The organism is Blastococcus saxobsidens DD2, assembly GCF_000284015.1.
Lineage (GTDB): Bacteria > Actinomycetota > Actinomycetes > Mycobacteriales > Geodermatophilaceae > Blastococcus > Blastococcus saxobsidens_A.
Genome location: NC_016943.1, coordinates 1 through 25166 on the forward strand (window position 1 = coordinate 1; position 25166 = coordinate 25166).

Annotated in this window: 15 protein-coding genes, 2 tRNA genes and 1 pseudogene; 14 read left to right on the forward strand and 4 right to left on the reverse strand. The window is 72.6% G+C overall.

Annotation, left to right across the window (positions count from 1 at the left end; all coding sequences use genetic code 11):
- Positions 1-236 precede the first annotated feature (236 nt).
- From dnaA to BLASA_RS00040, 8 genes are all read left to right on the forward strand, one after another.
- Complete coding sequence (gene dnaA, locus BLASA_RS00005; RefSeq protein ID WP_014373925.1) at positions 237-2006, forward strand: chromosomal replication initiator protein DnaA; 1770 nt, start codon at positions 237-239, stop codon at positions 2004-2006.
- Between the two features lie 1049 nt (positions 2007-3055).
- Complete coding sequence (gene dnaN, locus BLASA_RS00010) at positions 3056-4216, forward strand: DNA polymerase III subunit beta (protein ID WP_014373927.1); 1161 nt, start codon at positions 3056-3058, stop codon at positions 4214-4216.
- Between the two features lie 79 nt (positions 4217-4295).
- On the forward strand, positions 4296-5255 hold the full coding sequence (gene gnd / locus BLASA_RS00015; protein ID WP_014373928.1) for a phosphogluconate dehydrogenase (NAD(+)-dependent, decarboxylating): 960 nt from the start codon (positions 4296-4298) through the stop codon (positions 5253-5255).
- Between the two features lie 21 nt (positions 5256-5276).
- Positions 5277-6455, forward strand: a complete 1179-nt coding sequence (recF, locus tag BLASA_RS00020) for a DNA replication/repair protein RecF (protein ID WP_014373929.1) — start codon at positions 5277-5279, stop codon at positions 6453-6455.
- A gap of 150 nt (positions 6456-6605) precedes the next feature.
- Complete coding sequence (locus tag BLASA_RS00025) at positions 6606-7106, forward strand: DUF721 domain-containing protein (RefSeq protein ID WP_014373930.1); 501 nt, start codon at positions 6606-6608, stop codon at positions 7104-7106.
- Between the two features lie 45 nt (positions 7107-7151).
- On the forward strand, positions 7152-8120 hold the full coding sequence (locus tag BLASA_RS00030; RefSeq protein WP_014373931.1) for a hypothetical protein: 969 nt from the start codon (positions 7152-7154) through the stop codon (positions 8118-8120).
- A gap of 10 nt (positions 8121-8130) precedes the next feature.
- Complete coding sequence (locus BLASA_RS00035; protein ID WP_014373932.1) at positions 8131-9903, forward strand: ABC transporter ATP-binding protein; 1773 nt, start codon at positions 8131-8133, stop codon at positions 9901-9903.
- A 285-nt stretch (positions 9904-10188) separates the two neighbouring features.
- Complete coding sequence (locus BLASA_RS00040; RefSeq protein ID WP_014373933.1) at positions 10189-11460, forward strand: IS110 family transposase; 1272 nt, start codon at positions 10189-10191, stop codon at positions 11458-11460.
- A gap of 129 nt (positions 11461-11589) precedes the next feature.
- Here BLASA_RS00040 and BLASA_RS00045 read toward each other — a convergent pair whose 3' ends face one another.
- Positions 11590-13101, reverse strand: coding sequence for an SDR family oxidoreductase (locus tag BLASA_RS00045; RefSeq protein ID WP_014373934.1), 1512 nt, complete (start codon positions 13099-13101; stop codon positions 11590-11592).
- A 286-nt stretch (positions 13102-13387) separates the two neighbouring features.
- Between BLASA_RS00045 and gyrB the strand changes: the two genes are divergently transcribed.
- The 6 genes from gyrB to BLASA_RS00070 all read left to right on the forward strand — a co-directional run bounded on the left by gyrB (position 13388) and on the right by BLASA_RS00070 (position 19661).
- A complete protein-coding gene (gyrB, locus tag BLASA_RS00050; protein ID WP_014373935.1) occupies positions 13388-15421 on the forward strand; it encodes a DNA topoisomerase (ATP-hydrolyzing) subunit B in 2034 nt (677 codons plus the stop codon).
- Between the two features lie 156 nt (positions 15422-15577).
- Positions 15578-18046 carry a DNA gyrase subunit A gene (gyrA, locus tag BLASA_RS00055; protein ID WP_014373936.1) on the forward strand — a complete coding sequence of 823 codons (2469 nt, stop codon included), beginning with the start codon at positions 15578-15580 and terminating at the stop codon, positions 18044-18046.
- 107 nt (positions 18047-18153) lie between these two features.
- Positions 18154-18897 carry a DUF3566 domain-containing protein gene (locus BLASA_RS00060; RefSeq protein ID WP_014373937.1) on the forward strand — a complete coding sequence of 248 codons (744 nt, stop codon included), beginning with the start codon at positions 18154-18156 and terminating at the stop codon, positions 18895-18897.
- Between the two features lie 371 nt (positions 18898-19268).
- Positions 19269-19342: transfer RNA gene (locus BLASA_RS00065), tRNA-Ile, on the forward strand.
- A gap of 80 nt (positions 19343-19422) precedes the next feature.
- The gene (locus BLASA_RS24690; protein WP_014373938.1) at positions 19423-19563 is read left to right on the forward strand and encodes a DLW-39 family protein; all 141 of its coding nucleotides are present in this window, start codon (positions 19423-19425) and stop codon (positions 19561-19563) included.
- Positions 19564-19588: 25 nt separating this feature from the next.
- Positions 19589-19661: transfer RNA gene (locus tag BLASA_RS00070), tRNA-Ala, on the forward strand.
- A gap of 205 nt (positions 19662-19866) precedes the next feature.
- Here BLASA_RS00070 and BLASA_RS23860 read toward each other — a convergent pair.
- The 3 genes and pseudogenes from BLASA_RS23860 to mobF form a co-directional block, all read right to left on the reverse strand.
- Positions 19867-20814 (reverse strand): annotated as a pseudogene (locus BLASA_RS23860) (tyrosine-type recombinase/integrase); the annotation flags it as partial.
- A gap of 162 nt (positions 20815-20976) precedes the next feature.
- Positions 20977-21201, reverse strand: a complete 225-nt coding sequence (locus BLASA_RS00085) for a helix-turn-helix domain-containing protein (RefSeq protein ID WP_014373940.1) — start codon at positions 21199-21201, stop codon at positions 20977-20979.
- A 162-nt stretch (positions 21202-21363) separates the two neighbouring features.
- Positions 21364-24990 (reverse strand): MobF family relaxase, encoded by a 3627-nt coding sequence (gene mobF, locus BLASA_RS00090; protein WP_014373941.1) that lies wholly within the window; start codon positions 24988-24990, stop codon positions 21364-21366.
- Positions 24991-25166 lie beyond the last annotated feature (176 nt).

Below are 25166 nucleotides of genomic sequence, written 5' to 3' on the forward strand. Positions count from 1 at the left end.
AGCCGCCCGATCCGTGCTGTGACCAGCAGAGATGCTGTCGCGGCCGCAGCCATGCGCGGGGCCGGCGCACCATCCTGCCGGCCGTGCACAGCCTGTGGACACCGATGTGGAACACATGCGTGCGTGTGTCCACAACCGGGGCATCCACCGGTGGATGGCCCGTGGTCCACGGGAAGGCCGGTACGAAGGTGCCGGGAGCGGCCGCGGGGTCGACTGCATGGGGAGGACGACACGGCATGGCCGATGCCACGCTGGACCTGGCGACGGTCTGGGACCAGATCCGCGAGCGGCTGGCGACCAGCCTCTCCCCGCAGCAGAACGCGATGCTGAACCTCACCCGGCCGCTGGGCCTGGTCGAGGACACCGCGGTGCTCGCCGCGCCCAACGAGTTCACCCAGACCGTGCTCGAGTCCCGGATGCGCCGGGTGCTGGCCGAGGCGCTGTCGGAGCAGTTCGGCCGGGACATCCGCGTCGCCGTGCAGCTCGAGGACGCACCGGTCGCACCGCCGGCGGATTCCCGCGACGACGAGCCGGTCCGCCGGCCGTGGTCGGCAGCCGAGGCGCAGCGCGCCGAGGAGGACCGCGCCACCCGGGACCGGGCCGACGACGGCCGCAGCGCCTTCGGGGTGCGCACCGACGTCGTGGGAACCGCCGCGCCCTGGGACCGCCATGCCACCGCGGAGCGGCCGGCACCCGCGGACTTCCCCCCGGTGCGCGAGCTGCACCCGGCCGACGGGCCGCAGCGTCCGCCCGTGGACCGGGGCGCCCCCGAGGACTGGAGCACCACGTGGGGGAGCGGCACCAGCGACTTCGGCGCCGGCTCCGGTGGCCGCGACTGGGGTGGCGGGGACGACCGCAGCGCCGACGTGCTGCCCTTCGACGTCGACGCGTCGGCGAGCGAACAGCGCCGATCCGGTGGTGGCTCCGGCGCCCGTCCCCGCCGACCGGAGTCCGGCCGGCCGGCCGGGCTGGACCCCGGCCTGAACTCCAAGTACGTCTTCGACTCCTTCGTCATCGGCAACAGCAACCGGTTCGCCCACGCCGCGGCCGTGGCCGTGGCCGAGGCGCCGGCCCGCGCCTACAACCCGCTGTTCATCTACGGGGAGTCCGGGCTGGGCAAGACACACCTGCTGCACGCGATCGGCCACTACGCCGCGCGGATGTTCCCCAACGTGCGGGTGCGGTACGTGAGCACCGAGGAGTTCACCAACGAGTTCATCAACCTGGTGCACTCCGGCCGGGCCGAGGACTTCCGCCGGCGCTACCGGGACATCGACTTCCTGCTGATCGACGACATCCAGTTCCTCGAGCGCGCCGAGCGCACGCAGGAGGAGTTCTTCCACACCTTCAACACGCTGCACAACGCCAGCAAGCAGATCGTGATCACCTCCGACCGTCCGCCGAAGAAGCTGACGACGCTGGAGGACCGGCTGCGCACCCGGTTCGAGTGGGGTCTCATCACCGACGTCCAGGCGCCGGACCTGGAGACCCGCATCGCGATCCTGCGGAAGAAGGCCTGGGGCGAGCGGCTGCAGGTGCCCGACCCGGTGCTGGAGTTCATCGCCAGCAAGGTGCAGACGAACATCCGCGAGCTGGAAGGTGCGCTCATCCGGGTCACCGCGTTCGCCAGCCTCAACAAGCAGCAGGTTGACCTGCCCCTCGCCGAGCTGGTGCTCAAGGACCTGATCAGCGACGAGCAGGGCCCGCAGATCACCGCCGCGATCATCATGGCCGCCACGGCGGAGTACTTCTCCGTGACGATGGAGGAGCTGCAGGGCACCAACCGCAGCCGGACGCTGGTCAACGCCCGGCAGATCGCGATGTACCTGTGCCGGGAGCTCACCGAGCTGTCCCTGCCGCGGATCGGGGCCTCCTTCGGCGGCAAGGACCACACCACGGTCATGCACGCCGTCAAGAAGATCACCAACCTGATGAGCGAGCGACGGGCCACGTACACGCAGGTCACCGAGCTGACCGCACGGATCAAGAGCCGCGCCCGGCAGTGACATTGCGGTCCTCCGGACCGCCCCGCGGCCACGTGCCGTTCCCCTGGTGCATTGAGCCGCTGCCCATGTCCCGATCGGGAGCCCTCCGGGCCCCGCGATCGGTCCACCGCGGCTCGCTGCCGTCCCGGCTCCTCCTGCGCCGTCGCCACGGCCCTGCCGGGGCCATGCGCCCTCCCTCGGTCTTCTGCGCGCCCTTTCCGACCCTCTTCGGAAGCCTCCGGGATGGCGGGGTTGCCGTGACGGTGCGCAGCCGGGCCGATCACCGTCCGGACGGGCGCCGGCCGACGCCCCGCACCGGTCGACAAGTCGTTGTCCACACCTGTGTGGATCCCTGGGGACGACGGAATCGCCGGTTCTGCGCCCGCCGCCCGCCGGGGCGGGGACGGTCGACGTCGACAGATCGAGAAGTTGTCCCCAGGAATGTGCACAGCTTGGGGGAAAGTCGCGTGCGACCGATCGGCGGCCACCACATCCGGGACGCCGCCCGCTGCACCCACCCGCGCCGGAACAGCCGCGCCTCCCGGCTGACCTGCGCGAACACCATCGGACCACGCCCCCGGTCGAGCACCGGGCCGCCGGGCACGGCGCACGGCCGGCGCCCCTGGGGACGCCACGGGGAGAGACAGGGGACAGCAGGTGGACCGACGCGCGCTCCGGTGCACAACCGTCGATCTGTCCACGTGTCGACAACAGGAGGACGCTGACCGCCCACAACGGGCCAACAGCCCCACTCGGCCGCTGACCTGCGGAAAGGAGCTCGTTCCCCACCTTCCACACGTGTGATGACGAGGATGAGGGAGTTATCTCGAGAGATTCTTGAACCACACCCTGGGTGGGGACGCTGCGCCGGCAGGGCTTCCGAACGGTCGGCAGCAGGAGCGCCGAACCCATCGAGGGACCGGGGTTTCCCCACGGGGCACTGCAACAGGCACGATGAGCACCGCACCGGGGCCGTCGCGCTCCGCTGCACGTCGAACACGAGCTCCGGGCCCGCACCGGTCACCCCTCGGGTGATCACGGGAACGGACCGAACATGGGTGGGTCGAGAGATGAAGTTCCGGGTGGCACGTGAGGTGCTCGCCGACGCCGTCGCCTGGACGGCGCGCAGCCTGCCCCCGCGGCCGTCGGTGCCGGTCCTGGCGGGCATCCTGCTCGAGGCCGACGGGAACCTGCTGTCGGTCTCCGGCTTCGACTACGAGGTGTCGGCACGCGCCGAGGTCGACGTCCAGACCAGCGAGAGCGGTCGCGTGCTCGTCCCGGGCCGGCTGCTCGCCGAGATCACCCGGGCGCTGCCCCCGCACCCGGTCGAGATCACCGCCGAGGGCCCGCGCCTGGCCATCACCTGCAGCAACGCGCGCTTCAGCCTGCCGACCCTGCCGGTCGAGGACTACCCCTCCCTGCCGTCGATGCCGTCCGCCGCGGGCATCGTCGACAGCGACGTCTTCGCCGAGGCGGTGGCACAGGTCGCCATCGCCGCCGGCCGCGACGACACGCTCCCGATGCTCACCGGTGTCCGCCTGGAGATCGACGACGACCGGATCACGCTGGCCGCCACCGACCGCTACCGCCTCGCCGTCCGCGAGTTCACCTGGCGGCCGGAGACCTCCGGCCTGTCGGCGGCCGTGCTCGTGCCCGCCCGCACGCTCGCCGAGGCGGCCAAGACGCTGACCAGCGGCCCGGAGATCACGTTGTCGTTGTCCTCGGGCAGCTCCGGTGAGGGCATCCTGGGCCTGTCCGGCAAGGACCGTCGGACGACGACGCGGCTGCTCGACGCCGAGTTCGTGAAGTACCGCGCGATCATGCCCAACGAGTCGCTGGCCAACGCCACGCTGCCGGTCGGCCTGTTCACCGACGCCGCCAAGCGGGTCGCGCTGGTCGCCGAGCGCGGTACGCCGCTGCGCTGCGAGTTCACCCCCGGTCAGGTCACCCTCCGGGCCGGGGGCAGCGACGACGAGGGCCAGGCCGAGGAGCGCTGCGACGTCGACTTCGAGGGCGAGCCGCTGACCATCGGCTTCAACCCGACATTCCTGCTCGACGGGCTCGCCGCCGTGCACACCGACCACGCGCGGATGGACTTCACCAGCCCGCTCAAGCCCGCGGTGCTATCCGGCGTCGACGAGCCGTCGACCGACGACGACAAGCCGGCGGCCCCGGCCGCGCCCCCCGGCAGCTACCGGTACCTGATCATGCCGGTGCGGCTGCCGGGTTGATCGGGCGAACGTCCACGTCACCGGGCCCGGAAGGCGAGACTTCCCCCCGGCGAGCACGATGAGCAGGACCACCACGAGCATGACCACGACGACGAAGGGCGGGATCGTGCAGCTGGGGCTGATCGGGCTGGGCAAGATGGGCGGCAACATGGCCGAGCGGCTGCGCCGCGCCGGTCACGAGGTCGTGGGCTACGACCGCGCGCCGGGCAAGCGCGACGTGGAGAGCCTGCCGGAGCTGGTGGAGGCGCTGAGCGCACCACGGGTGGTCTGGGTCATGGTGCCCTCGGGTGATCCGACGAAGGCGACCGTCAAGGAGCTGGCCGAACTGCTCAGCCCGGGCGACGTCGTCATCGACGGCGGCAACTCCAAGTACACCGACGACCAGGTGCACGACGTCATGATGCGCGAGAAGGGCATCGGCTACATCGACGCCGGCGTCTCCGGCGGTGTCTGGGGCCTGGAGAACGGCTACGCCCTGATGGTCGGCGGCACCAAGGAGGACGTCGCCAAGGCACAGCCGATCTTCGACGCCCTCAAGCCGCCGGCACCGCACGACGAGTCCGGGCAGGAGATGCCGGGCGCCGGGTTCGTGCACGCCGGGCCGGTGGGCGCCGGCCACTTCAGCAAGATGGTCCACAACGGCATCGAGTACGCGCTGATGCAGGCCTACGGCGAGGGCTACGAGCTGCTGGCCGCCGTCGACCTCGTCGAGGACGTCCCGGGCGTCATCGCGTCTTGGACCCAGGGCACGGTCATCCGGTCCTGGCTGCTCGACCTGCTGGTCCGGGCGCTGGACGAGGACCCGGAGCTCGACGGGATCAGCGGCTACGCCGAGGACTCCGGCGAGGGCCGCTGGACCGTCGAGCAGGCGATCGAGAACGCCGTCCCCGTGCCGACCATCGCCGCCTCGCTGTTCGCCCGCTTCTCCTCCCGCCAGGACGACTCGCCGACGATGAAGGCGGTCGCCGCGCTGCGCAACCAGTTCGGCGGGCACGCGGTGCGCGCCGTCCAGGCGCAGGAGGCCGAGCGGCCCGCGTGACCGGACCCGGGACGGCCTGAGGTGTACCTCAGGCACCTCCAGGTCGGCTCCTTCCGCAGCTGGGAGCGGGTGGACCTGGGCCTGCCCCCGGGGCCGACCGTCTTCGTCGGCCGCAACGGGGAGGGCAAGACCAACCTCGTCGAGGCCGTCGGCTACCTCGCCACCATGAGCAGCCACCGGGTGTCCGGCGACGCGCCGCTGGTGCGGCACGGCGCCGCGCAGGCGGTGGTGCGTGCCGCCCTCCGCCGTGGTGACCGGGAGCTGCTCGTCGAGGTCGAGATCAACCCCGGGAGGGCCAACCGGGTGCGGGTCAACCGCGGCCCCCTGCCCCGCCCGCGGGAACTGCTGGGCCTGGTGCGCACCGTGCTGTTCGCACCCGAGGACCTCGCCCTGGTCCGCGGCGACCCCACCGAGCGGCGCCGCTTCCTCGACGAGCTGCTCGCCACCCGGACCCCGCGGCTGGCGGGGGTCCGCAGCGACTACGAGCGGGTGCTCAAGCAGCGCAACGCACTGCTGAAGACCGCCCGGCTCGCCCGCGGCAAGGCCGTGGAGACCCTGGACGTCTGGGACGGGCACCTGACCGACCTCGGCGGTCAGCTCCTGGCCGCCCGGCTCCGGCTCGTCGCCGACCTCGCGCCCTACGTCGGCGAGTCCTACGCCGGCGTCGCCGGTGACGGTGCCGCCGTGGCGGGGCTCGGCTACAGCTCGACCGTGCCGCTCGCCGGCGACGGCGCGGCCCTGGTCGCCGGCGCCGAGCTGCCGACGGTGGCCGAGCTCACCGAGGCGATGCGCGCCCGGGTCGCCGAGCGCCGCGGCGACGAGCTGGACCGGGGCATGACGCTGGTCGGGCCGCACCGCGACGACCTGGTCATCCACCTCGGTCCGGCGCCGGCGAAGGGCTTCGCCAGCCACGGGGAGTCGTGGTCGCTGGCGCTCGCGCTCAAGCTGGCCACCTTCGCGCTGCTGCGGACCGACGGCGAGGATCCGATCCTGGTCCTCGACGACGTCTTCGCCACCCTCGATACCGAGCGGCGGGCCGCGCTGGCCGCCGTCGCCCGGTCGGCCGAGCAGACGCTGATCACGGCGGCGGTGATCGACGACGTGCCGGCCGAGCTGCGGTCGACCCGCGTCGAGGTGGGGAACGGGATGGCGCTGGTGGTCAAGGACGCCGTCCCGGCCGGGAACGGGGAGCCGTCGTGAGCGAGCGTGCGAGCTCACCAAGGGGCACAGCAGCGTCGCGAACGCGGCCGACGAGCGCCAGCGAGGAGGGCCCGTGAGCGAGCGTGCGAGCTCACCAAGGGGCACAGCAGCGTCGCGAACGCGGCCGACGAGCGCCAGCGAGGAGGGCCCGTGAGCGAGGAGCGCCCGGCGCGGCCCAGCGACATCGCCCGTGCCGCCCTGGAGGCGGCGCGCGCGGCGTCGGCCGCCCGCCCGAAGCCGACCCGCCGCCGGATCGCCGGCCCGAAGCGTGCCTGGAGCGGTCCGGGACCCGGCGCCGACGACCCGCAGCCGCTGGGCCGGCTGGTGGACTCGCTGGTCAGTCAGCAGGACTGGTCCTCGCAGACCTTGGTGGGGTCGGTGTTCGGCCGGTGGGACGCGATCGTCGGCCCGGACATCGCCTCCCACTGCCGCCCGGAGACGCTGTCCGAGGGGGAACTCCTCGTCGTCGCCGAGTCCACGGCGTGGGCCACCCAGCTGCGACTGCTCGCCCCCTCGATCCTGGGCAAGCTGCATGCGCAGGTCGGCGGGGACGTCGTGACGCGGTTGCGCGTTGTCGGTCCGACGGCCCCGAGCTGGAAGAAGGGCCCGCGCTCGGTGCGCGGGCGGGGGCCCCGCGACACCTACGGATGAGGCGCCCGGCCGCACAGGGTCGGCGCCGGGGAGGACGATGAGGGCATGAGCAGCCCCCGCGACGGTGACCGGGACGGATTCGACGACGACGGCGGCGGCGGCTGGCGCGAGCCTCCGCACCTCGGCGACGGTGCCCCCGGCGACGACGAGGACCGCCCCAACTTCGCCGACCGGCGGAAGCAGCCCCGGGACGAGCCGGTGCCCGGCCAGGCCTGGCAGCCGCCGGGTTGGGACCTGCCCCCGGCCACCCCGCAGCGCCCGGTCCCGCCGCCGCAGGACGCCGCCGGGCCGCAAAACGCCGCCGGGCCGCAGGACGCGGCTCCACAGGACGCTCCGCCGACGGCTCAGGGGTTCCCGCCACCGGCTCAGGCGCCGGCCCGCGGGGGCGGCCTGTTCGGCCGCCGCCGGCGCGAACCGACCATCGCCCAGCGGGTGTTCCGCTACGAGGGCGATCCGGTCGGCGCCCAGGGGTGGGCGCTGCAGCAGGGGTGGACCGTCTCCGACGGCACCGCTCCGCAGGACGCCGTCCTCGCCGACCTGATCGCGAGCTCACCGGTGCGCGCCACCAAGGACCACCGGGCAGCGAACGTGCTGCGCGGCCGCGCCGGCACCCTGGATCTGGTCGCGTTCGACGTCGTCTACGCGTCGGGCCGGTACGTCGTCCCCGAGTACGCGATCACCGCCGTCCCGATGCTGGGTGCCGTGCCGGGTTTCCGGCTCAGCCCCGCCCGGTTCTGGCGGCACGGCACCGGCGGACTGCTGCCGATGCCCAGCGGCGACCCGGCGTTCGACGCCCGCTGGCTGCTGCTGGCCGCCGAGGACAGCCCGCAGCTGCGCCGGCTCGTCCAGGACCCGGCCGTGCACGGCCTGCTGCTGGGCACCGACGACGGCGACGAGTTCTGGTCGGGTGTGGGGCACGTGGCGGCGGTGCGGCCCGACGGGCACCGGCCGCAGCTGCTGGAGCACCACGCCCGCCTGCTGACGGCGCTCGTCGGTGCCCTCACCGTCGCCTGACGCCGGGCCGGTGACCGCCCCGGTCGCGCCCGGGGAACCGGCCGCGCCGGCGGCCGCCGGTCTGCGGGACCTCCTCCCGCTGCTGCGCCCGCACCGCCGCGCGCTGCTGGTGGCCGCCGGCCTGTCGCTGGTGGGGGCGGCGGCTGCGCTGGCCCAGCCGGCGCTGGTCGCGCACGTCATCGAGGTGGTGGGTGCGGGGGAGCCGCTGCTCCCCGCGGTCGGCCTGCTCGTCGTCGTCCTCCTGGTGTCGTCCGCGCTCCGCGCGCTGCAGCAGTTCGTCCTCCAGCGCACCGCCGAGGGCTTCGTCCTCACCACCCGGCTGGCCTTGACCGACCGGCTGCTGCGCCTGCCGGTGGCGGAGTACGACCGCCGCCGCACCGGTGACCTGATGTCCCGCGTGGGCTCGGACACCACGCTGCTGCGGGCGACGGTCACCGCCGGGGTGGTGGAGGTCGCCGGATCGGTGGTGGTCGGGGTCGGCGCCCTCGTCGCCATGGCGGTGGTGGACGTCTGGCTGCTCCTGCTGACGGTGGTCGCCGTCGCGATCGGCGCCTCCACCGCCGTCCTCGCCTCGCGCGGCGTGCGACGGATGTCCCAGCGCGCCCAGGAGGAGGTGGGCGCGATGACCGCGGCGGTGGAGCGCGCCCTGTCCGCGGTGCGGACGATCCGGGCCAGCGGCGCGACCACCCGCGAGGCGGCCGCCGTCGGGGCCAGCGCGGAACGGGCCTACGCCGCGGGCGTGCAGGTCGCGCGGCGGGAGGCGCTGGTCTCACCGGCCGGATCGATAGCCGTCCAGGGCGCGTTCCTGGCGGTGCTCGGGGTCGGCGGGTACCGGGTGGCCAGTGGCTCGATCGGCGTCGCCGACCTGGTCGCCTTCATCCTGTACCTGTTCCTGCTGGTCATGCCGCTCGGGCAGCTGATCGGCGCGTGGACGCAGCTGCAGACCGGCCTCGGCGCGCTCACCCGGATCCAGGAGGTGCTCGGGCTGGACCCGGAGCAGGACGAGCAGCCGGAGCGTCCCGCCGGCGTCGCCCCGACCGCCCGGCCGGGCGCGGCACCGCTGCTCGAGCTCGAGGACGTCTCGTTCAGCTACCCGGACGGGACGCCGGTGCTCCGCGGCGTCTCCCTCCGGATCGCCCCACGCAGCCGGGTCGCCCTGGTCGGCCCCTCGGGAGCGGGCAAGTCGACCGTCCTGGCGCTGATCGAGGGGTTCTACCCGGTCGACTCGGGCACGATCCGCTGGGCCGGGACCGACGTGCGCGAGCTGCCGCGGGCCGCGCTGCGCGCCCGGCTCGGCTACGTCGAGCAGGAGGCCCCCGTCCTGGCGGGGACGGTGCGGGACAACCTGCTCCTCACCCGCCCCGACGCCACCGATCCGGAGCTGTGGGCGGTCCTCGCCGACGTCGGTCTCACCGAGGTCGTCCGGCGCTCTCCTCGCGGCCTCGACGTCGCGGTCGGTGACGAGGGCGTGCTGCTCTCCGGCGGGGAGCGCCAGCGCCTGGCCATCGCCCGCTCGCTGCTCGCCCGCCCGGAGCTGCTGCTGCTCGACGAGCCCACCGCCAGCCTGGACGCGCGCAACGAGAGCCTGCTGCGGGAGACACTGGCGGCGGCGTCGGCCGGCCGGACGCTGCTCGTCGTCGCCCACCGGCTGTCCACGGTCCTCGACAGCGACGAGATCGTCGTGCTGGACCAGGGCCGGGTCGTCGCCCGTGGCACGCACGCGGAGCTGGTGGACAGCAGCCCGCTCTACCGTGAGCTGGCCGCCGCCCAGCTACTCGTCTGACCCCGCTGATGATCAGGTGACCTGGTCACCAAGGGTCCTGGCTCACGGTCGACGGTGAGCCAGCATCCTTGGCCTTGGCGGCCGCGCGTTCCGCGCTGAAAATGTGTGTCGGGTCGCCCGCCGACGCCGGTTGTCCCTGATCGTGGGAGGTCGTGAGCCAGCAGGGTGCCGAGGGCTGCGCCGTGGGCGCTTCCTTGTCGCTTCGAGCACGCGGATCAGATTGCTCGTCCTGCCCAGCAGTCCTCGCGGGCGGCCCCCCGAGGGGTCGGTGAGAGCGAGGAGGTCATGGTGCTTCAGGAAGATCAACAGGTCGAGGAGATCGTCGCCCGGGTGGCGGCGCTGGATATCGGCAAGGCCGAGCTGGTGTGCTGTGTGCGGGTGCCGCATCCGACCCGGCCGGGCAAGCGGATGCAGGAGGTGGTCACCTATCGCACGATGACCCGCTCACTGCTGGTGATGGCCGACCGGCTGGCCGGGCTGGGCGTCAGCGAGGTGGTCATGGAGGCCACCAGCGACTACTGGAAGCCGCCGTACTACCTGCTCGAGGCCCGCGGATTGAACCCGAAGCTGGTCAACGCCCGCGACGTCAAGCACCTGCCCGGCCGGCCCAAGACCGACAAGCTGGACGCGGTGTGGCTGGCCAAGCTGGCCGAGCGCGGCATGCTGCGGCCCAGCTTCGTGCCTCCGCCGAAGATCCGCCGGCTGCGCGATGTCACCCGCTACCGCGCCGATCTGGTCGAGGTGCGCACCGCGGAGAAGCAGCGGGTGGAGAAGCTGCTCGAAGACGCACAGATCAAGCTGTCGGTGGTGGCCAGCGACATCTTCGGCGCCTCCGGGCGGGACATGCTGGCCGCGCTGATCGCCGGCACCCGCGACCCCAAGGTGCTCGCCGCGCTGGCCCGGGGCCGGATGCGCGCCAAGCTCACCGACCTGGAAGAGGCGTTCACCGGCTACTTCACCGATCACCACGCCCGGCTGCTGACCACGATGCTGGCCCGCATCGACGGCCTCTCAGCCGACATCGCCGAGCTCGAGGTGATGATCGAGGAGATGGTCGCCCCTTTCACCGACGCGGTGGCGAAGCTCGATGAGATCCCCGGCATCGGCCGCGTCGCCGCCAGCGCAATCCTGGCCGAGATCGGCCTGGACATGAGTCGGTTCCCCACCGACGGGCACCTGTGCGCCTGGGCCCGCTTCGCCCCCGGCACCAAGGAATCGGCCGGCAAGAAGAAGGGCGCCGGCAGCACCGGCCACGGAAACCGCTACCTGGCCAAAGTCATCGGCGAGGCCGTCGCCGGCGCGGCGAAGACCGACACCTTCCTCGGTGAGCGATATCGCCGCCTGGCCCGCCGCCGCGGCGGGAAGAAGGCCATGGTCGCCGTCGGCCGCTCCATGCTGGTGATCATCTGGCATCTGCTGTCTGATCCCGACGCCCGATTCGTCGACCTCGGCTCGGACTTCCACGCCAAACGAACCGACCCCGACCGGCGACGCCGCGCTCACGTTCACCAGCTCGAAGCCCTCGGCTACACCGTCACCCTCACCCCAGCCGCCTAACCCCACAAGCGTTCGCCCGTCCCCGACTCGGCGCAGCCCCAAGGCCGAGCCGTCGGTTCCGTTCGCCCGTACCCCAGTCATTTTCGGGTCAGGACCCCACGTGGTGAGCCAGGACGGCGGGACGCCCGGTCAGTCGCGTCGCTCGGCGGCGCGCGCGATCCCGCGGAGCATGCCGCCGAACACGAACCCGTGGAAGGCGGCGACCGCCCACCAGTAGAGGTGGCCGACCAGTCCCCGGGGAGCGAAGGTCGCCCGCTGGCGGACCAGGGCGCCGCCGGTGACCGGGTCGTGTTCCACGTGGAACTCCAGCCAGGCCAGGCCGGGCAGCCGCATCTCGGCCCGCAACCGCAGCAACCGACCCTGCTCGAGCTCCTCGACCCGCCAGAAGTCCAGTGCGTCGCCGACGTAGAGCCGGTTCGGATCCCGCCGGCCCCGGCGCAGGCCCACCCCGCCCACCACCCGGTCCAGCCAGCCGCGGACCCGCCAGGCCAGCGGCCAGGAGTACCAGCCGCGTTCCCCGCCGATCCCCTCGATCACGCCCCAGACCGCGGCCGGTGGTGCGGCGGTCGGCCGGATCCGGTCGTCGACGTAGAGGCTGCCGCCGGCCCAGCCGGGATCGGTGGGCAGCGGGTCCGACGGCGCACCGGGCACCGACGCCGACGCCCAGCGCGTGGTCACCGCCGAGTCCTGGATCCGCTGGACGGCCAGCCGTACGGCCTCGTCGAAGCCCAGCAGTCCCTCGGGCGGGTCCGGGACGTACGCCGCGATGTCGTGCTCGCGGCAGACCACCGTGTTGCGCAGCGACTCCACCAGGGGCCGGGCGATCGCCGCGGGCACCGGGGTGATCAGGCCGACCCAGTGGCTCGACAGCGACGGCGTGAAGATCGGCACCGGCAGGATGCGGCGCCGCGGCAGCTCGGCCACCGCGGCGTAGCGCTGCATCATCTCGGCGTAGTTCATGACGTCGGGGCCGCCGATGTCGAAGCAGCGGTGCACGTCCGCCGGCAGCCGGGCGCAGGCCACCAGGTAGCGCAGCACGTCCCGGATGGCGATCGGCTGGATCCGGCTGTGCACCCAGCGCGGGGTGACCATCACCGGCAGCCGCTCGGTCAGGTACCGCAGCATCTCGAACGACGCCGACCCCGAGCCGAGGACGACGGCTGCGCGGAGCACGACCGTCGGGACGCCGGACCCGAGCAGGATCGCCGCGACCTCGGCGCGGGAGCGCAGGTGCGGGGAGAGCGCCTCGTCCTCGGGCTCCAGCCCACCGAGGTAGACCAGCCGGCCGGCACCGGCCTCACGCACCGCCCCGGCCATGACCGTCGCCGTGCGTCGGTCGGTCTCCTCGAACTCCGGCCCCGTACCGAGGGCGTGGATCAGGTAGTAGACGACGTCCACGCCCTGGCAGGCCCGGGCCACCGCCTCCGGGTCGCCCGCGTCGGCGCGCGCCACCTCGACGTCCGCGGCCCAGGGGTGGTCCCGCAGCCGCTCCGGGGAGCGGCTCATGACCCGGACCCGGTGACCGGCGGCGAGCAGCGCCGGCACCAGCCGCCCGCCGACGTACCCGGTGGCGCCGGTGACCAGGCAGGTGAGCGGCGCGGAGGCGGGTGGAGGAGCGGGTGGGACGTCCGGTGCGGCCATGCGGCCGAGTCTGCGGGCCGCCCGGCACTGCCGCCCGACGCGGCCGACCGCACCATCGCGCCGATGACGGCGTGTCGGCTGTGGGGGTAAGAGCGGTGGTGGCGCGGCTCCCGCGAGAGGCGCAGACACGACGTCAGGGCGTGGACGGCGCTGTTCCTGTCACACCTCGCGGTATCGTGGCAGACGGAAACCGTCAGCAACCGGCTGAGCGCCGTTCTGCGCCGATCTGCCCCCGGCCCCGGAGTCGGGGCCCGAGGTCGCCGGTTGCTCGAGAGGAAGGCCCCACGTGGTCGCAGCACCCCAGATCGAGAACGCGTACTCCGGCAGCTCCATCACCGTCCTCGAAGGGCTGGAGGCGGTCCGGAAGCGCCCCGGTATGTACATCGGGTCGACCGGCGAGCGCGGGCTGCACCACATGGTGTGGGAGGTCGTGGACAACTCCGTCGACGAGGCGCTGGCGGGTCACGCGGACCGGGTCCACGTCACCCTGCTGGCCGACGGCGGCGTCCGGGTCGAGGACAACGGCCGTGGCATCCCGGTCGACATGCACCCGGTCGAGAAGCGGCCCACCGTCGAGGTGATCATGACCGTCCTGCACGCGGGCGGGAAGTTCGACGGCAAGAGCTACGGCGTCTCCGGTGGCCTGCACGGCGTCGGTGTGACCGTCGTCAACGCCCTCTCCACGCGGCTCGACGTCAACGTCTGGCGCGACGGGACCGAGTGGAAGCAGAGCTACGCGTATGCCAAGCCGGGCCCGCTGGAGGAGGTCGGCCCCACCAGGAAGCGCGGCACCGCGATCACCTTCTGGGCCGACGGCGACATCTTCGAGACGACGCACTACTCGTTCGACACCATCAACCGCCGCCTGCAGGAGATGGCCTTCCTCAACAAGGGCCTGACGATCACCCTGCGCGATGAGCGACCGGGGCACAGCAAGGTCGAGTCCGGCATGGCCGACGAGGTCACCCTCGCCGAGGCCGCACCGCAGGCCGGTGCCGAGGGCGAGGCCTTCGAGCCGACCGAGGTCACCTACAGGTACGACGCCGGCCTCATCGACTACGTCGCGCACATCAACGCGAAGAAGTCGCCGATCCACAAGTCGGTCGTCAGCTTCTCCGCCGAGGGCACCGGCAAGAACGACATGGCCATGTCGATCGACGTCGCCATGCAGTGGTCCGAGGCCTACTCGGAGTCGGTCTACACCTTCGCGAACATCATCAACACCCACGAGGGGGGCACGCACGAGGAGGGCTTCCGTGCGGCACTGACCTCGATCGTCAACCGGTACGCCGAGGAGAAGAAGCTCTTCAAGGGCAAGGACGAGAAGCTCACGGGTGAGGACATCCGCGAGGGACTCGCCGCGATCGTCTCGGTGAAGATCGGCGACCCGCAGTTCGAGGGGCAGACGAAGACCAAGCTCGGCAACACCGAGGTGAAGGGCTTCGTGCAGAGGGTCTGCAACGAGCAGATCGGGCACTGGTTCGAGGCCAACCCCACCGAGGCCAAGATGATCATCAACAAGGCCGCGTCGGCCGCCCGCGCCCGGCGCGCGGCGCAGGACGCCCGCAAGCTGGCCCGCAAGAGCCTGCTGAGCAACAACTCGCTGCCGGGCAAGCTGGCCGACTGCCGCTCCACCGACCCGCGGTCCTCGGAGATCTACATCGTCGAGGGTGACTCGGCCGGCGGTTCGGCCAAGTCCGGCCGCGACTCGATGTTCCAGGCGATCCTCCCGATCCGCGGGAAGATCATCAACGTCGAGAAGGCGCGCATCGACCGGGTCCTCAAGAACAACGAGGTCCAGTCGATGATCACCGCGTTCGGCACCGGCATCCACGACGAGTTCGACCTGTCCAAGCTGCGCTACCACAAGATCATCCTGATGGCGGATGCCGACGTCGACGGCCAGCACATCCGCACCCTGCTGCTGACCCTGCTGTTCCGCTTCATGCGGCCGCTGGTCGAGGCCGGGCACGTCTACCTCGCCCAGCCCCCGCTGTACAAGATCAAGTGGGGCGGCAAGCACGCCGACGACTACGTCTACACGGACCGCGAGAAGGACGCCGTGCTCCGCACGGCGGCCGAGTCGGGGCGGAAGGTCAAGGACGACGCGATCCAGCGGTTCAAGGGCCTCGGCGAGATGAACGCCAAGGAGCTGTGGGAGACCACGATGGACCCCGAGACGCGCATCCTGCTGCAGGTCACCCTCGAGGACGCCGCCACCGCGGACCAGCTGTTCAGCGTGCTCATGGGTGAGGACGTCGAGGCCCGCCGCAGCTTCATCACCCGCAACGCCAAGGACGTCCGGTTCCTCGACGTCTGATCACACTCCCGTGAGGGAGCGGACCGGCTCCGCCGTGCCGACGACCCATTCATCACACCGCCTCCGGCGGCCGGTGGATGAATCCACCACTCACTCGCACGCTCGTGAGCAGTGGATCCATCCACCGGTGTGCACCGACCTGTGGAGACCTGAACCGTGACGGAGACCCCACCCCGCGACCGCGTCGAACCGGTCGACCTCCAGCAGGAGATGCAGCGCAGCTACATCGACTACGCGATGAGCGTCATCGTCGGCCGGGCGCTGCCCGAGGTCCGCGACGGCCTCAAGCCGGTGCACCGCCGGGTGCTCTACGCCATGTACGACCAGGGCTTCCGCCCCGACCGCAGCTACGTCAAGTGCGCCCGCGTCGTCGGTGAGGTGATGGGTAACTACCACCCGCACGGCGACACCTCGATCTACGACGCCCTCGTGCGGCTGGCCCAGCCGTGGTCGATGCGCTACCCGCTGGTCGACGGCCAGGGCAACTTCGGCTCCCCGGGCAATGACCCTGCGGCAGCGATGCGTTACACAGAGGCACGACTGACGCCGCTGGCCATGGAGATGCTGGCCAACATCGACGAGGAGACCGTCGACTTCCAGCCCAACTACGACGGCAAGAACCAGGAACCGCTGGTCCTGCCCGGGCGCATCCCGAACCTGCTGATCAACGGCTCGGCCGGCATCGCCGTCGGCATGGCCACGAACATGCCGCCGCACAACCTGCGGGAGGTGGCGGCCGCCGTCTTCTGGGTGCTCGACCACCCCGACGCGGAGCCCGAGGAAGCCCTCACCGCCTGCATGGAGCGGATCAAGGGCCCCGACTTCCCCACCTACGGCCTGATCGTCGGCCGAGAGGGCATCGAGGACGCCTACCGCACCGGCCGCGGCTCGGTGCGCATGCGCGCCGTCGTCACCGTGGAGGAGGACGCGCGCGGCCGGGTCCAGCTGGTCTGCACGGAGCTGCCCTACCAGGTCAACCCGGACAACCTGGCCGAGTCGATCGCCGAGGCGGTCAAGGACGGCCGGCTGCAGGGCATCAGCGAGATCGCCGACGAGTCCAGCGACCGCGTCGGCCGCCGCCTGGTGTTCACGCTGCGCCGTGACGCCGTCGCCAAGGTCGTGCTGAACAACCTCTACAAGCACACCCAGCTGCAGACGACATTCGGCTGCAACATGCTCTCCATCGTCGACGGCGTCCCGCGGACGCTGCGCCTGGACGAGCTCGTGCGCGAGTACGTGAACCACCAGATCGAGGTCATCCAGCGGCGCACCCGGTACCGGCTGCGCAAGGCCGAGGAGCGCGCGCACATCCTGCGCGGCTACGCCAAGGCGCTGGACCAGCTGGACGCGGTCATCACGTTGATCCGCAACAGCGAGTCCGCCGACGCCGCCCGCGGCGGTCTCATGGAGCTCCTGGACATCGACGAGATCCAGGCGACCGCGATCCTGGACATGCAGCTGCGCCGGCTCGCCGCCCTGGAGCGGCAGCGGATCCTGGACCAGCTGGCCGAGATCGAGCTGGAGATCGCCGAGCTGCAGGCGATCCTCGCCTCGCCGGAGCGGCAGCGGCAGATCATCCACGACGAGCTCGCCGAGATCGTGGAGAAGTACGGCGACGACCGGCGCACCCAGTTCGTCGCCAACGACGGTGACGTGTCGATGGAGGACCTCATCGCGGAGGAGGAGGTCGTCGTCACCATCACCCGCACCGGGTACGCCAAGCGGACGAAGAGCGACCTCTACCGCTCGCAGCGCCGTGGCGGCAAGGGCGTGATGGGAGCACAGCTCAAGCAGGACGACATCGTCGACCACTTCTTCGTGGGCTCGACCCACGACTGGATCCTGTTCTTCACGAACAAGGGCCGGGTCTACCGGTCGAAGGCCTACGAGCTGCCGGAGGCCAACCGGACCGCCCGGGGCCAGCACGTGGCGAACATCCTGGCGTTCCAGCCGGACGAGAAGATCGCCCAGGTCATGCAGATCAAGGACTACCGCGTCGCGCCGTACCTGGTGCTCGCCACGGCCAAGGGTCAGGTCAAGAAGACCCGGCTGACCGACTTCGACTCCCCGCGCCAGGGCGGCGTGATCGCCATCAACCTCCGGGATGGCGACGAGCTGGTCGGGGCGGCGCTGATCGACAACGCGTCCGACCTGCTGCTGGTGACCCGCAAGGCCATGTCGATCCGATTCACCGCCGACGACACCGCGCTGCGTCCCATGGGCCGGGCCACGGAGGGTGTCCGCGGCATCGCGTTGTCCGAGGACGACCGCCTGCTGTCCCTCATGGTGGTGCAGGAGGGCGTCGACGTGCTCGTGGCCACCGAGCGCGGGTTCGCCAAGCGGACCGGGATCGAGAACTACCCGAACCAGGGCCGCGGCGGCAAGGGCGTTCTCACCGCCGACCCGAAGGCGCGCAAGGGTGCGCTCGTCGGCGCGCTGTCGGTGACGCTCGGCGACGAGCTGTACGCCATCACCTCCGGCGGTGGCGTCATCCGGACGCCGGTCAACGGGGTGCGGCACAACAAGGACCGCGCCACGATGGGTGTCAAGCTCATGAACTTGCCGGAGGACGTCAGCATCGTGGCAATCGCGCGTACGACGGACAACGACGAGCCCGCGGCCTAGGGTGAGTGGTTAGTCAGGCACGCGACCATGGCTCCGCGGTGGCTGCAGGCCGCCGCGGAGCCGGGGTACGAGGGAGCGGCTCCGCCGCTGGGGAACGGGAGACTGGTATGAGCGACCGGACGCAGGGTTCGGTGCGTACCGACTCGTGGACCGGGGACGGGGCCTCCGCCGAGGGTGCCCCCACCGCTGGGGACGCCTCCACGACGCAGGCCATCCCGGCGACCGGCAGCCAGCGGGCCCAGGGCCCCGGCACCGGCGCCGCCCCGGTGGTCCCGCAGCCACTCGGCCCGCAGACCGGCGCGTCGCCGGCGCAGCCCGCCGCCGGCGCCCCGCCGGCTGCTGCGGCTCCCCCGCCGGTGCCCGCACCCGGCTCACCCGCGGCCGGTGGAACCGCCTCGGCAGCGAAGCCCGCCACCGAAGCGACCGGACCGGCCACCGGACCCACGTCGGCCACCAAGCCGGCCCGCGGCCGGCAGGCCGGCCGTGGTCCGCGGCGGGCGCGCCTCCAGCTGCGGCACATCGACACCTGGTCGGCGCTGAAGATTTCGCTGGTGCTGTCGATCGCCCTCTTCTTCATCTGGATGGTCGCGGTCGGCCTGCTGTACCTGGTGCTGAACGGCCTCGGCGTCTTCGAGGCCGTCAACGACCTGTTCGGGCAGATCGGCAGCGCATCGGGTGCCGAGAGCAGCGGTGACGTGCTCACGCCCGGCGTCATCTTCTGGGGCGCCGCGGTCATCGGTGCGATCAACGTCGTCCTGCTGACCGCCCTGTGCACGGTGGGGACCTTCATCTACAACCTGTGCTCCGACCTCGTCGGCGGCCTGGAGGTCACCCTCTCCGAGCGGGACTGAAACACTGCGATCCTCCGGATCGCACCGCGGCCAATTGCCGTGCCCCTGTGGCGCTGAGCGTGTCCGTCGTCCCTGCGCGGGACCCTCCGGGCCCCACTCGGGACGACCCTGCAGACCGGACCGCGGCAGGTGCCGTTCCCGTCTGGTGCTGAGCCGTTGCCCATGTCCCCGTCGGGAGGCCCTCCGGCCCCCCGCGACGGAGCCACTCCGGCTGCCGGTCGTCCCCGGCCGGCGGGGACCCGTCCCTCGGGGTTCCGTTCCTGCTCCACGCCTGCCGGCCCTTCCCCGCGACACTCGGGGCTCCGCTCGACGGACCAGGTGACCCCCTCGTCGGGGCAGGGCCGGGGCCAGGTACGCTGTTCGAGGTTCACGGGCCTGTAGCTCAGGCGGTTAGAGCGCATCCCTGATAAGGATGAGGCCGGAGGTTCAAGTCCTCCCAGGCCCACCCGTGTGTCGGAACGTCGGTTCCGCGCTCCTCCGGTCGTCGCCTCCGCGGCGGGCGAAGCGCTTGAGGAGGTTCTCCACGTGCTGAAGAAGCTGGCGCTCGCCGCCGTCGCAGCCGGGGCCCTGGCCGCGGTCCGGAAACGCACCGCGGGCCGCACCGAGGCCGACCTGTGGCACGAGGCCACCAGCGGGCCGGGAGCGGTCAGCACGCCGACCCGCTGAACCACCCGGCCCCTCGGGGCCACCCGGGGACGTAGCTCAATTGGCAGAGCACCGCCTTTGCAAGGCGGGGGTTAGGGGTTCGATTCCCCTCGTCTCCACTCCGCTGACCTGCGGCTTCACCTCCGTCGGGGGCTCCGTCGAGCCCTCCAAAGGGGTCTCAGTCCGCAAAAAGTCCGCAACTCGTCCGCGGGCCGCGGCCCGCAGCGCGTCCAGCCGGTCGGCCACGTCGTCCAGGTCGTCGTCGAACAGGTCGGCGTAGCGGTCCAGGGTCATGGCCGCCGAGGCGTGCCCGAGCATCCGCTGTACCGCCTTGACGTTCGCCCCGGCCTTGATCGCCAGCGAGGCCGCGGTGTGCCGGAGTTCGTGCGGCGTGAGCCCGGGCTCCCCGATGGCCCGGGCCGCGGCGTCGAACCAGGCGGACCGGGCGTTCCGGTTGCGCAGCACCGCGCCCTGCGGCGAGGGGAAGGCCAGCTCGTCCGCGGGGCGGGTCACCACCGTCCGGGCGAGTTCGTCGACGAGGAACCGCGGCAGCGGCACCGAGCGGCGGCCGTGGGTTTTGGGGGTGCCCCACACCAGGCGGGAGCCGTCGACCTCGGTGACCGCCTCCTCGACGAGCACCCGCCGGCGCAGCAGGTCGAAGTGCCGCACCCGCAGCGCCGCCAGTTCCGACCAGCGCAGCCCGCAGTAGCCGAGCACCAGGACGGCGGCACGGCCGGGCCCGGCGGCGGCGGCGAGCGCTTCCAGCTGCTCGGCGGTCAGGTACCGGCGGCGCTTCTCCTGCATCGGGGGCAGGGCCACGCCGAGCGCGGGGTTGACGGCCAGGCGCCGGTCGCGCACCGCAAGCCCGAGGATGCCGGACAGGACGCCCTGCGCCTTGCGGACCGAGGCCCCGGCCAGCCCGCGGCCGGAGAGCTCGGACAGCCAGGCCTGGACGTCGCCGTGGGTCACCCGGATCAGTGCGACGTCACCCCAGCGCGGGAGGACGTGGGTCCGCAGGACGTCGGCATAGCGAGCCCGGGACGTGGGCTTGAGGTTGATCTTCCCGGCGAGCCAGACGTCGGCCAGCCCACCCACCGTCAGCTTTCCCCGCGTCGGATCGACGTAGGTGCCGGTTTGCACGGCCGCGGTGACCTCGTCGAGCCACCGCTGCGCATCGACCTTGCGCTTGAAGTGGCGAGCGTGCTCCTTACCGTGCTCATCCCGGTAGCGCGGCCGGTACGTGCCGTCAGGTCTTCTCGCGATCGACACCATCGCCGACTACCTGCCTCTCCTCGAGCCCCGGCCGCGGCGTGCACACGAGGGGCTTTACCGCTGACGCGAACATCTGCAGAGCCAGCTTGCCGTCAGTCGCCTGCGTCTCGGGTGGGTTGACCGCATTCTGTGGACTGCTGCCCGCGCTGGCGAGTGGGCAGCTCACCGCCGGCTCCCCGGGCCTGGGGCGATCTGATCGTGCTGGGCGTCGATCCAGCTCCGGAGGTCGTCGCAGCGGTAGAGGACGCGGCGGCCGAGGCGGAAGCTGCGGGGGCCGATGCCGAGGTGGCGCCAGTACCGCAGGGTGGCGACGGGGGCGCGGAGGAGCTCGGCGGCTTCGGTGATGGTGAGCAGTTCGGGCTCGCGGCTGGCGGGATGGTCGGGCATGGCTGCCTCCGGTCTGGGCGGGTGGACTGGCTCCGTCACCTGAGAAGGCGCCGATTCGGAGCTCGTACTGACAGCCGACCGCCAGATGCTTCCGAAAACCTCCAGTTGTCCTCCTGCTCCGACTGGCAGACCGCGCGGTCGATGGCGGAGGCACCCTGCTCATCAGCCGATGCCTGGGGCGCTGCCACGCCGGGCGAGGGATGCCCCGAGGCGTTCCGCCTCGGGGCGTGGAACGGCCGGGACCGGGGCGGTCGGCCGCAAACTCGCCGGCCTGGGCTGGTTGGGGCCCGCCGCGCGCCGTGTGCGCCAGGCCTCGCGTTCGCGATCGAGCCGGTCGGGCGGCTGGGCGCGGAGAGCCGGCTCGGCGGTGAGGGTCGCGATGCGCGTCCGGGCGTCGGTGAGCTCCTGGCGGGTGGTGGCGATATCGCGGCCGAGGTCGGCGAGCCGGCCGGCCGGGTCGGAAGTCCAGGCCACGTGCCCGAACGGGTCGAGCCGCTCATCCCGCCGCCGGGTGGCCTCGGCCAGTGCGCGCCGGGCCTGCTCCGCCGCGTGCCGGGCGGCGTCGGCCGCGGCGCGGAGCTGCGCGTGCTCGGGATGAGCGTCTTCGGCGGCCCGGTGGGCGGAGGCGTTGAGCGCCGTCCACAGGGCGGGCCGGTCGTCGAACCAGCTGGCAACCGGGGCGAGGTTCTTCGGGTCGGTGGGCAGGGACGGCACGTGGGGCCGCCACCGGTCGGCCCAGTCGGTGAGCTGCTCGCCGGCCTGCGCGACCGCGGCCCGCCGGAGCCCAAGCCGGCCGGGACCGTCGCCCACGGTCCTTGCCGCCGCGCGGGCGGCGCTCCGTTCGCCGACCCAGCGAGCGAGCATCGTGTCGCGGGCCTCGTCCGCGTGGGCGGTGACGGCCGCGCCGCTGGCTGCGGCGTGCTGCTTGGCCTGTTCGGCGGTGCTCGCCGTCTGCTCACGGGCGGCCTGGAGGTGGGCCAGTTCGCCGGCGTGCGGGGCTTCGAGCGCGACGACTTCGCGCAGCGCGTCGCGCTGCGGCTCCCAGTAGGCGAGTCGCTGAATGCAGCGCTGCTCGCCCGTCCACGCCGTGCGCAGCTCGGCCAGCACCTGCTCCAGCGGTCGGGATGGGGCGTAGCGGGCGGCCTCGGCGGCGGCGAGCTGGGCGGCGTACGCGGGGCCGAGGTCGGCGCGGTCGCGGGCGAAGACCGCGATCCACTGCTCCCGGGCGTCGTCGGCGTCGGCGGCGAGGAGGTGGGCGATGTTCGCCGTTCGGCCGCGGGTCATCCCGACGTAGGCGGAGGAGGCGCCGGTGTGCTCGCCGACCACCACGTGCGACGCCGTAACGGTCTCGCCCTGCACGCCGTACGCGGTGGTGGCGTAGGCGAGCTCGACGTGCTCGGTGACGTAGTCGGCGGGCAGTATCCGGGTCCCTGGGCCGGCAGGGGTGACACCGCCGGACCCGTTCCCGGGGCCGGTGCCGGTGGGGGTGACAGCGGGGGTGACGAGCAGCCCGCCGCGGCGGCCGACGGCGGTGACCACCCAGACGTCGCGGTTGGCGACGTCGAGGTGGCGGTCGTTGCGGCGGGTGGCGATCCGGTCCCCGGCGCCGATCCGCTCCCCGGCCCCGGTGATGGCCACCGTCCGGTCATCGACCCGGCCGGCGACGGCCAGCCGTTCGCGGATGGCGTTGTTGAGTTCGGCGGCCTGTTCGCGGGTGTCCACCACCACGGCCACCGGTCGGCCGTCGGCATAGGACTCGGCGGCGGTGGCGGCCAGTGCCTCCTGCAGCGCGGCGGCGTCGGGATGCAGCTGGATCTGGCCGCGGGCGAGGAGGGCGTCGAACACCTTCCCGGGGTCCTCGCCGGTGCGCATGGCCAGGGTCAGCTCGGCGTAGCCGGTGTCGGGTGTTGTACGGCCCTCCTCGTCGGTTCGGGTGAAGCGGTGCACCGCGTCCAGGGTCAGGGTTGCCGCGGGGTCGGCTTGGGCGATGGCGAGGTCCAGGACGCCGCCGCGACCGACCGCGGAGAGCTGATGTCGGTCGCCGAGCAGCGCCACCCGGACCTGGCACTCGTCGGCGACCGTGAGCAGGGCGCGGGCGGTGTCCTGGTCGAGCATCCCGGCCTCGTCTATGAGCAGCAGATCCCCGGGCCGCAGCCGGGCGGCCTCGCTCGGCCCGGCGTAGACACCGCCGGTCACCGGGTCGACCTGGCCGGCGGTGAGCCGGGTCCAACGCCCCTCGTCGTTCCAGCGCCAGCCGTGCTGGAAGGCCAGGGACGCGGCCGACCCGGCGGCCGTCCCCACCTCGCCGGCGGCCACCTTGGCCGCCTTGCGCGTGGGGGTGACCACCACGAGCCGGCGGCCTTGCGCCTCGAGCAGGACACGCGTGGCGGCGAGGGTGGTGGTCTTGCCCGCCCCCGCGGCGCCCTCGACCACTATCAGGGGCCGGTCGCCGGCGAGCGCGGCCACCGCCGTGGCCTGGCCGGCATCCAGCCCGCCGGCGGCGGCCGCGCCCTCGACCGGGGGTACCAGGTCGGTGTCCGATGCGGCGCGGGTGGCGAGCCGGGTGGCCAGGTCGGCTTCGACGTCGAGGACCGCCTGCGAGGTCCAGGCGCGGATGTGTTCGGGTACCCCGTCGCGGTCCAGCAGCGGCGTGCAGCGCTGCAGGGCGCGGGCGGTGAGGTCTTCGGCCAGCTCGATGCGCACCGCGGCGTCGGCGACGACGCCTGCGGCGGCGATCAGCCGCTCGGCCTCGCCCCGGATGTCGGCGGCGTTCCACGCCGACCGTGCCGCTCCGATCCGGGTCAGCGCGCGCTGCACCAGCTCGTCTCGATCGAGGGCCCCGACCAGGGTGGGCGCCAGGTCGACCGGCTTGCCCGGGTCGCGGTAGCCGAGGGTGGACAGCTCGGCCCGCCAGCGTTCGGCCAGCCCGACACCGGGCTGGGCAGTGACCTTGTCCGGGCGGCCGTCGGCCCACGCCCGGGCGTCCCACGCCCGGCGCAGCACCGGCCCGGGGGATTCACCGGGATGCGCCGCGGCCCAATCCCGTTCGTAGCGGTCCACATTCCGGGCGATCTGCGCATGCCGCGCACTGAACGGCCCCGCGTACTCGGACAGTTCCCGTATTTCTCCCGTACCGTCCTTCCGGTAACCGTGCGCGGCGAAGGCGGCGTTCAACTCCGGGTCACACGCCATCGCGGCATGTCCCATCCCGTTGATCGCGCCCAGGAAATCCCGGACCCCGACGGTGTGCAGCCCCCGCCATTTCCCCGCCGCGAACACCCGGGACACGAACTGCAGATGCAGGTGCCAGTGCGGGTCCTCCGCCCGCGAGGTGTAATGCCGCACCGTCGCCGCCTCCAGCACCTCCAGCGGCACCTGCACCTGCCCGCCCCGCGGCCCGACCCGCGTGGTGGCGTGCTCCGACAGCCAGGCGATGATCTGCTCGGCGGCGCGGTCCTGCGCCGCCTCGTACGCCGACGCGATGTCCGGGTGCAACGCGGCGGCCAGCGACCACGTCTTCGGGCCGTTGACCACCACCTCGGCGAAGCGGACGGCGTGCTCGTCGCCGCGCAGCTGCCCCCGCGGCTCGCCGGTGGCCGGGTCGCGGCCGGCGACCCAGGTCTCGTAGGTGTCGCCGGTCAGCGACGCCAGCTCGGTCACGCGACCGTCGGTGGCGGTGAACCGGCGGGCCAGGCCGGTGCCCTCGGTCAGGTAGTAGTCGTCCGCCCGGCCCCGGTCGGCCTCCACGTAGTGTCGGGCAGCCGCCGGCGCCCCGGCGTAGACCTTCATTCCGCCGTGCATTCTCAACGCCACCCAACAATGACCAATGAGTCACCCCTAGAAACGCCAATGGGCCCCGCGAAGCGGGGCCCGAGCTACCTCCGAAGGTAGCATTCGTGCCGCTGCTTTTGGCAGACGGCAGCAGGAGTACTAGCGGGTCAGAATCTGAGAAGGCTGGGAGCCTG

Coding starts and splice junctions, on each gene's coding strand:
- gnd (WP_014373928.1), top strand. CDS start 4,296: ATGACCACGACGACGAAGGGCGGGATCGTGCAGCTGGGGCTGATCGGG.
- BLASA_RS00060 (WP_014373937.1), top strand. CDS start 18,154: ATGAGCGACCGGACGCAGGGTTCGGTGCGTACCGACTCGTGGACCGGG.
- BLASA_RS00030 (WP_014373931.1), top strand. CDS start 7,152: ATGAGCAGCCCCCGCGACGGTGACCGGGACGGATTCGACGACGACGGC.
- BLASA_RS00040 (WP_014373933.1), top strand. CDS start 10,189: ATGGTGCTTCAGGAAGATCAACAGGTCGAGGAGATCGTCGCCCGGGTG.
- mobF (WP_014373941.1), bottom strand. CDS start 24,990: ATGAAGGTCTACGCCGGGGCGCCGGCGGCTGCCCGACACTACGTGGAG.
- BLASA_RS00085 (WP_014373940.1), bottom strand. CDS start 21,201: ATGCCCGACCATCCCGCCAGCCGCGAGCCCGAACTGCTCACCATCACC.
- BLASA_RS00045 (WP_014373934.1), bottom strand. CDS start 13,101: ATGGCCGCACCGGACGTCCCACCCGCTCCTCCACCCGCCTCCGCGCCG.
- dnaN (WP_014373927.1), top strand. CDS start 3,056: ATGAAGTTCCGGGTGGCACGTGAGGTGCTCGCCGACGCCGTCGCCTGG.
- dnaA (WP_014373925.1), top strand. CDS start 237: ATGGCCGATGCCACGCTGGACCTGGCGACGGTCTGGGACCAGATCCGC.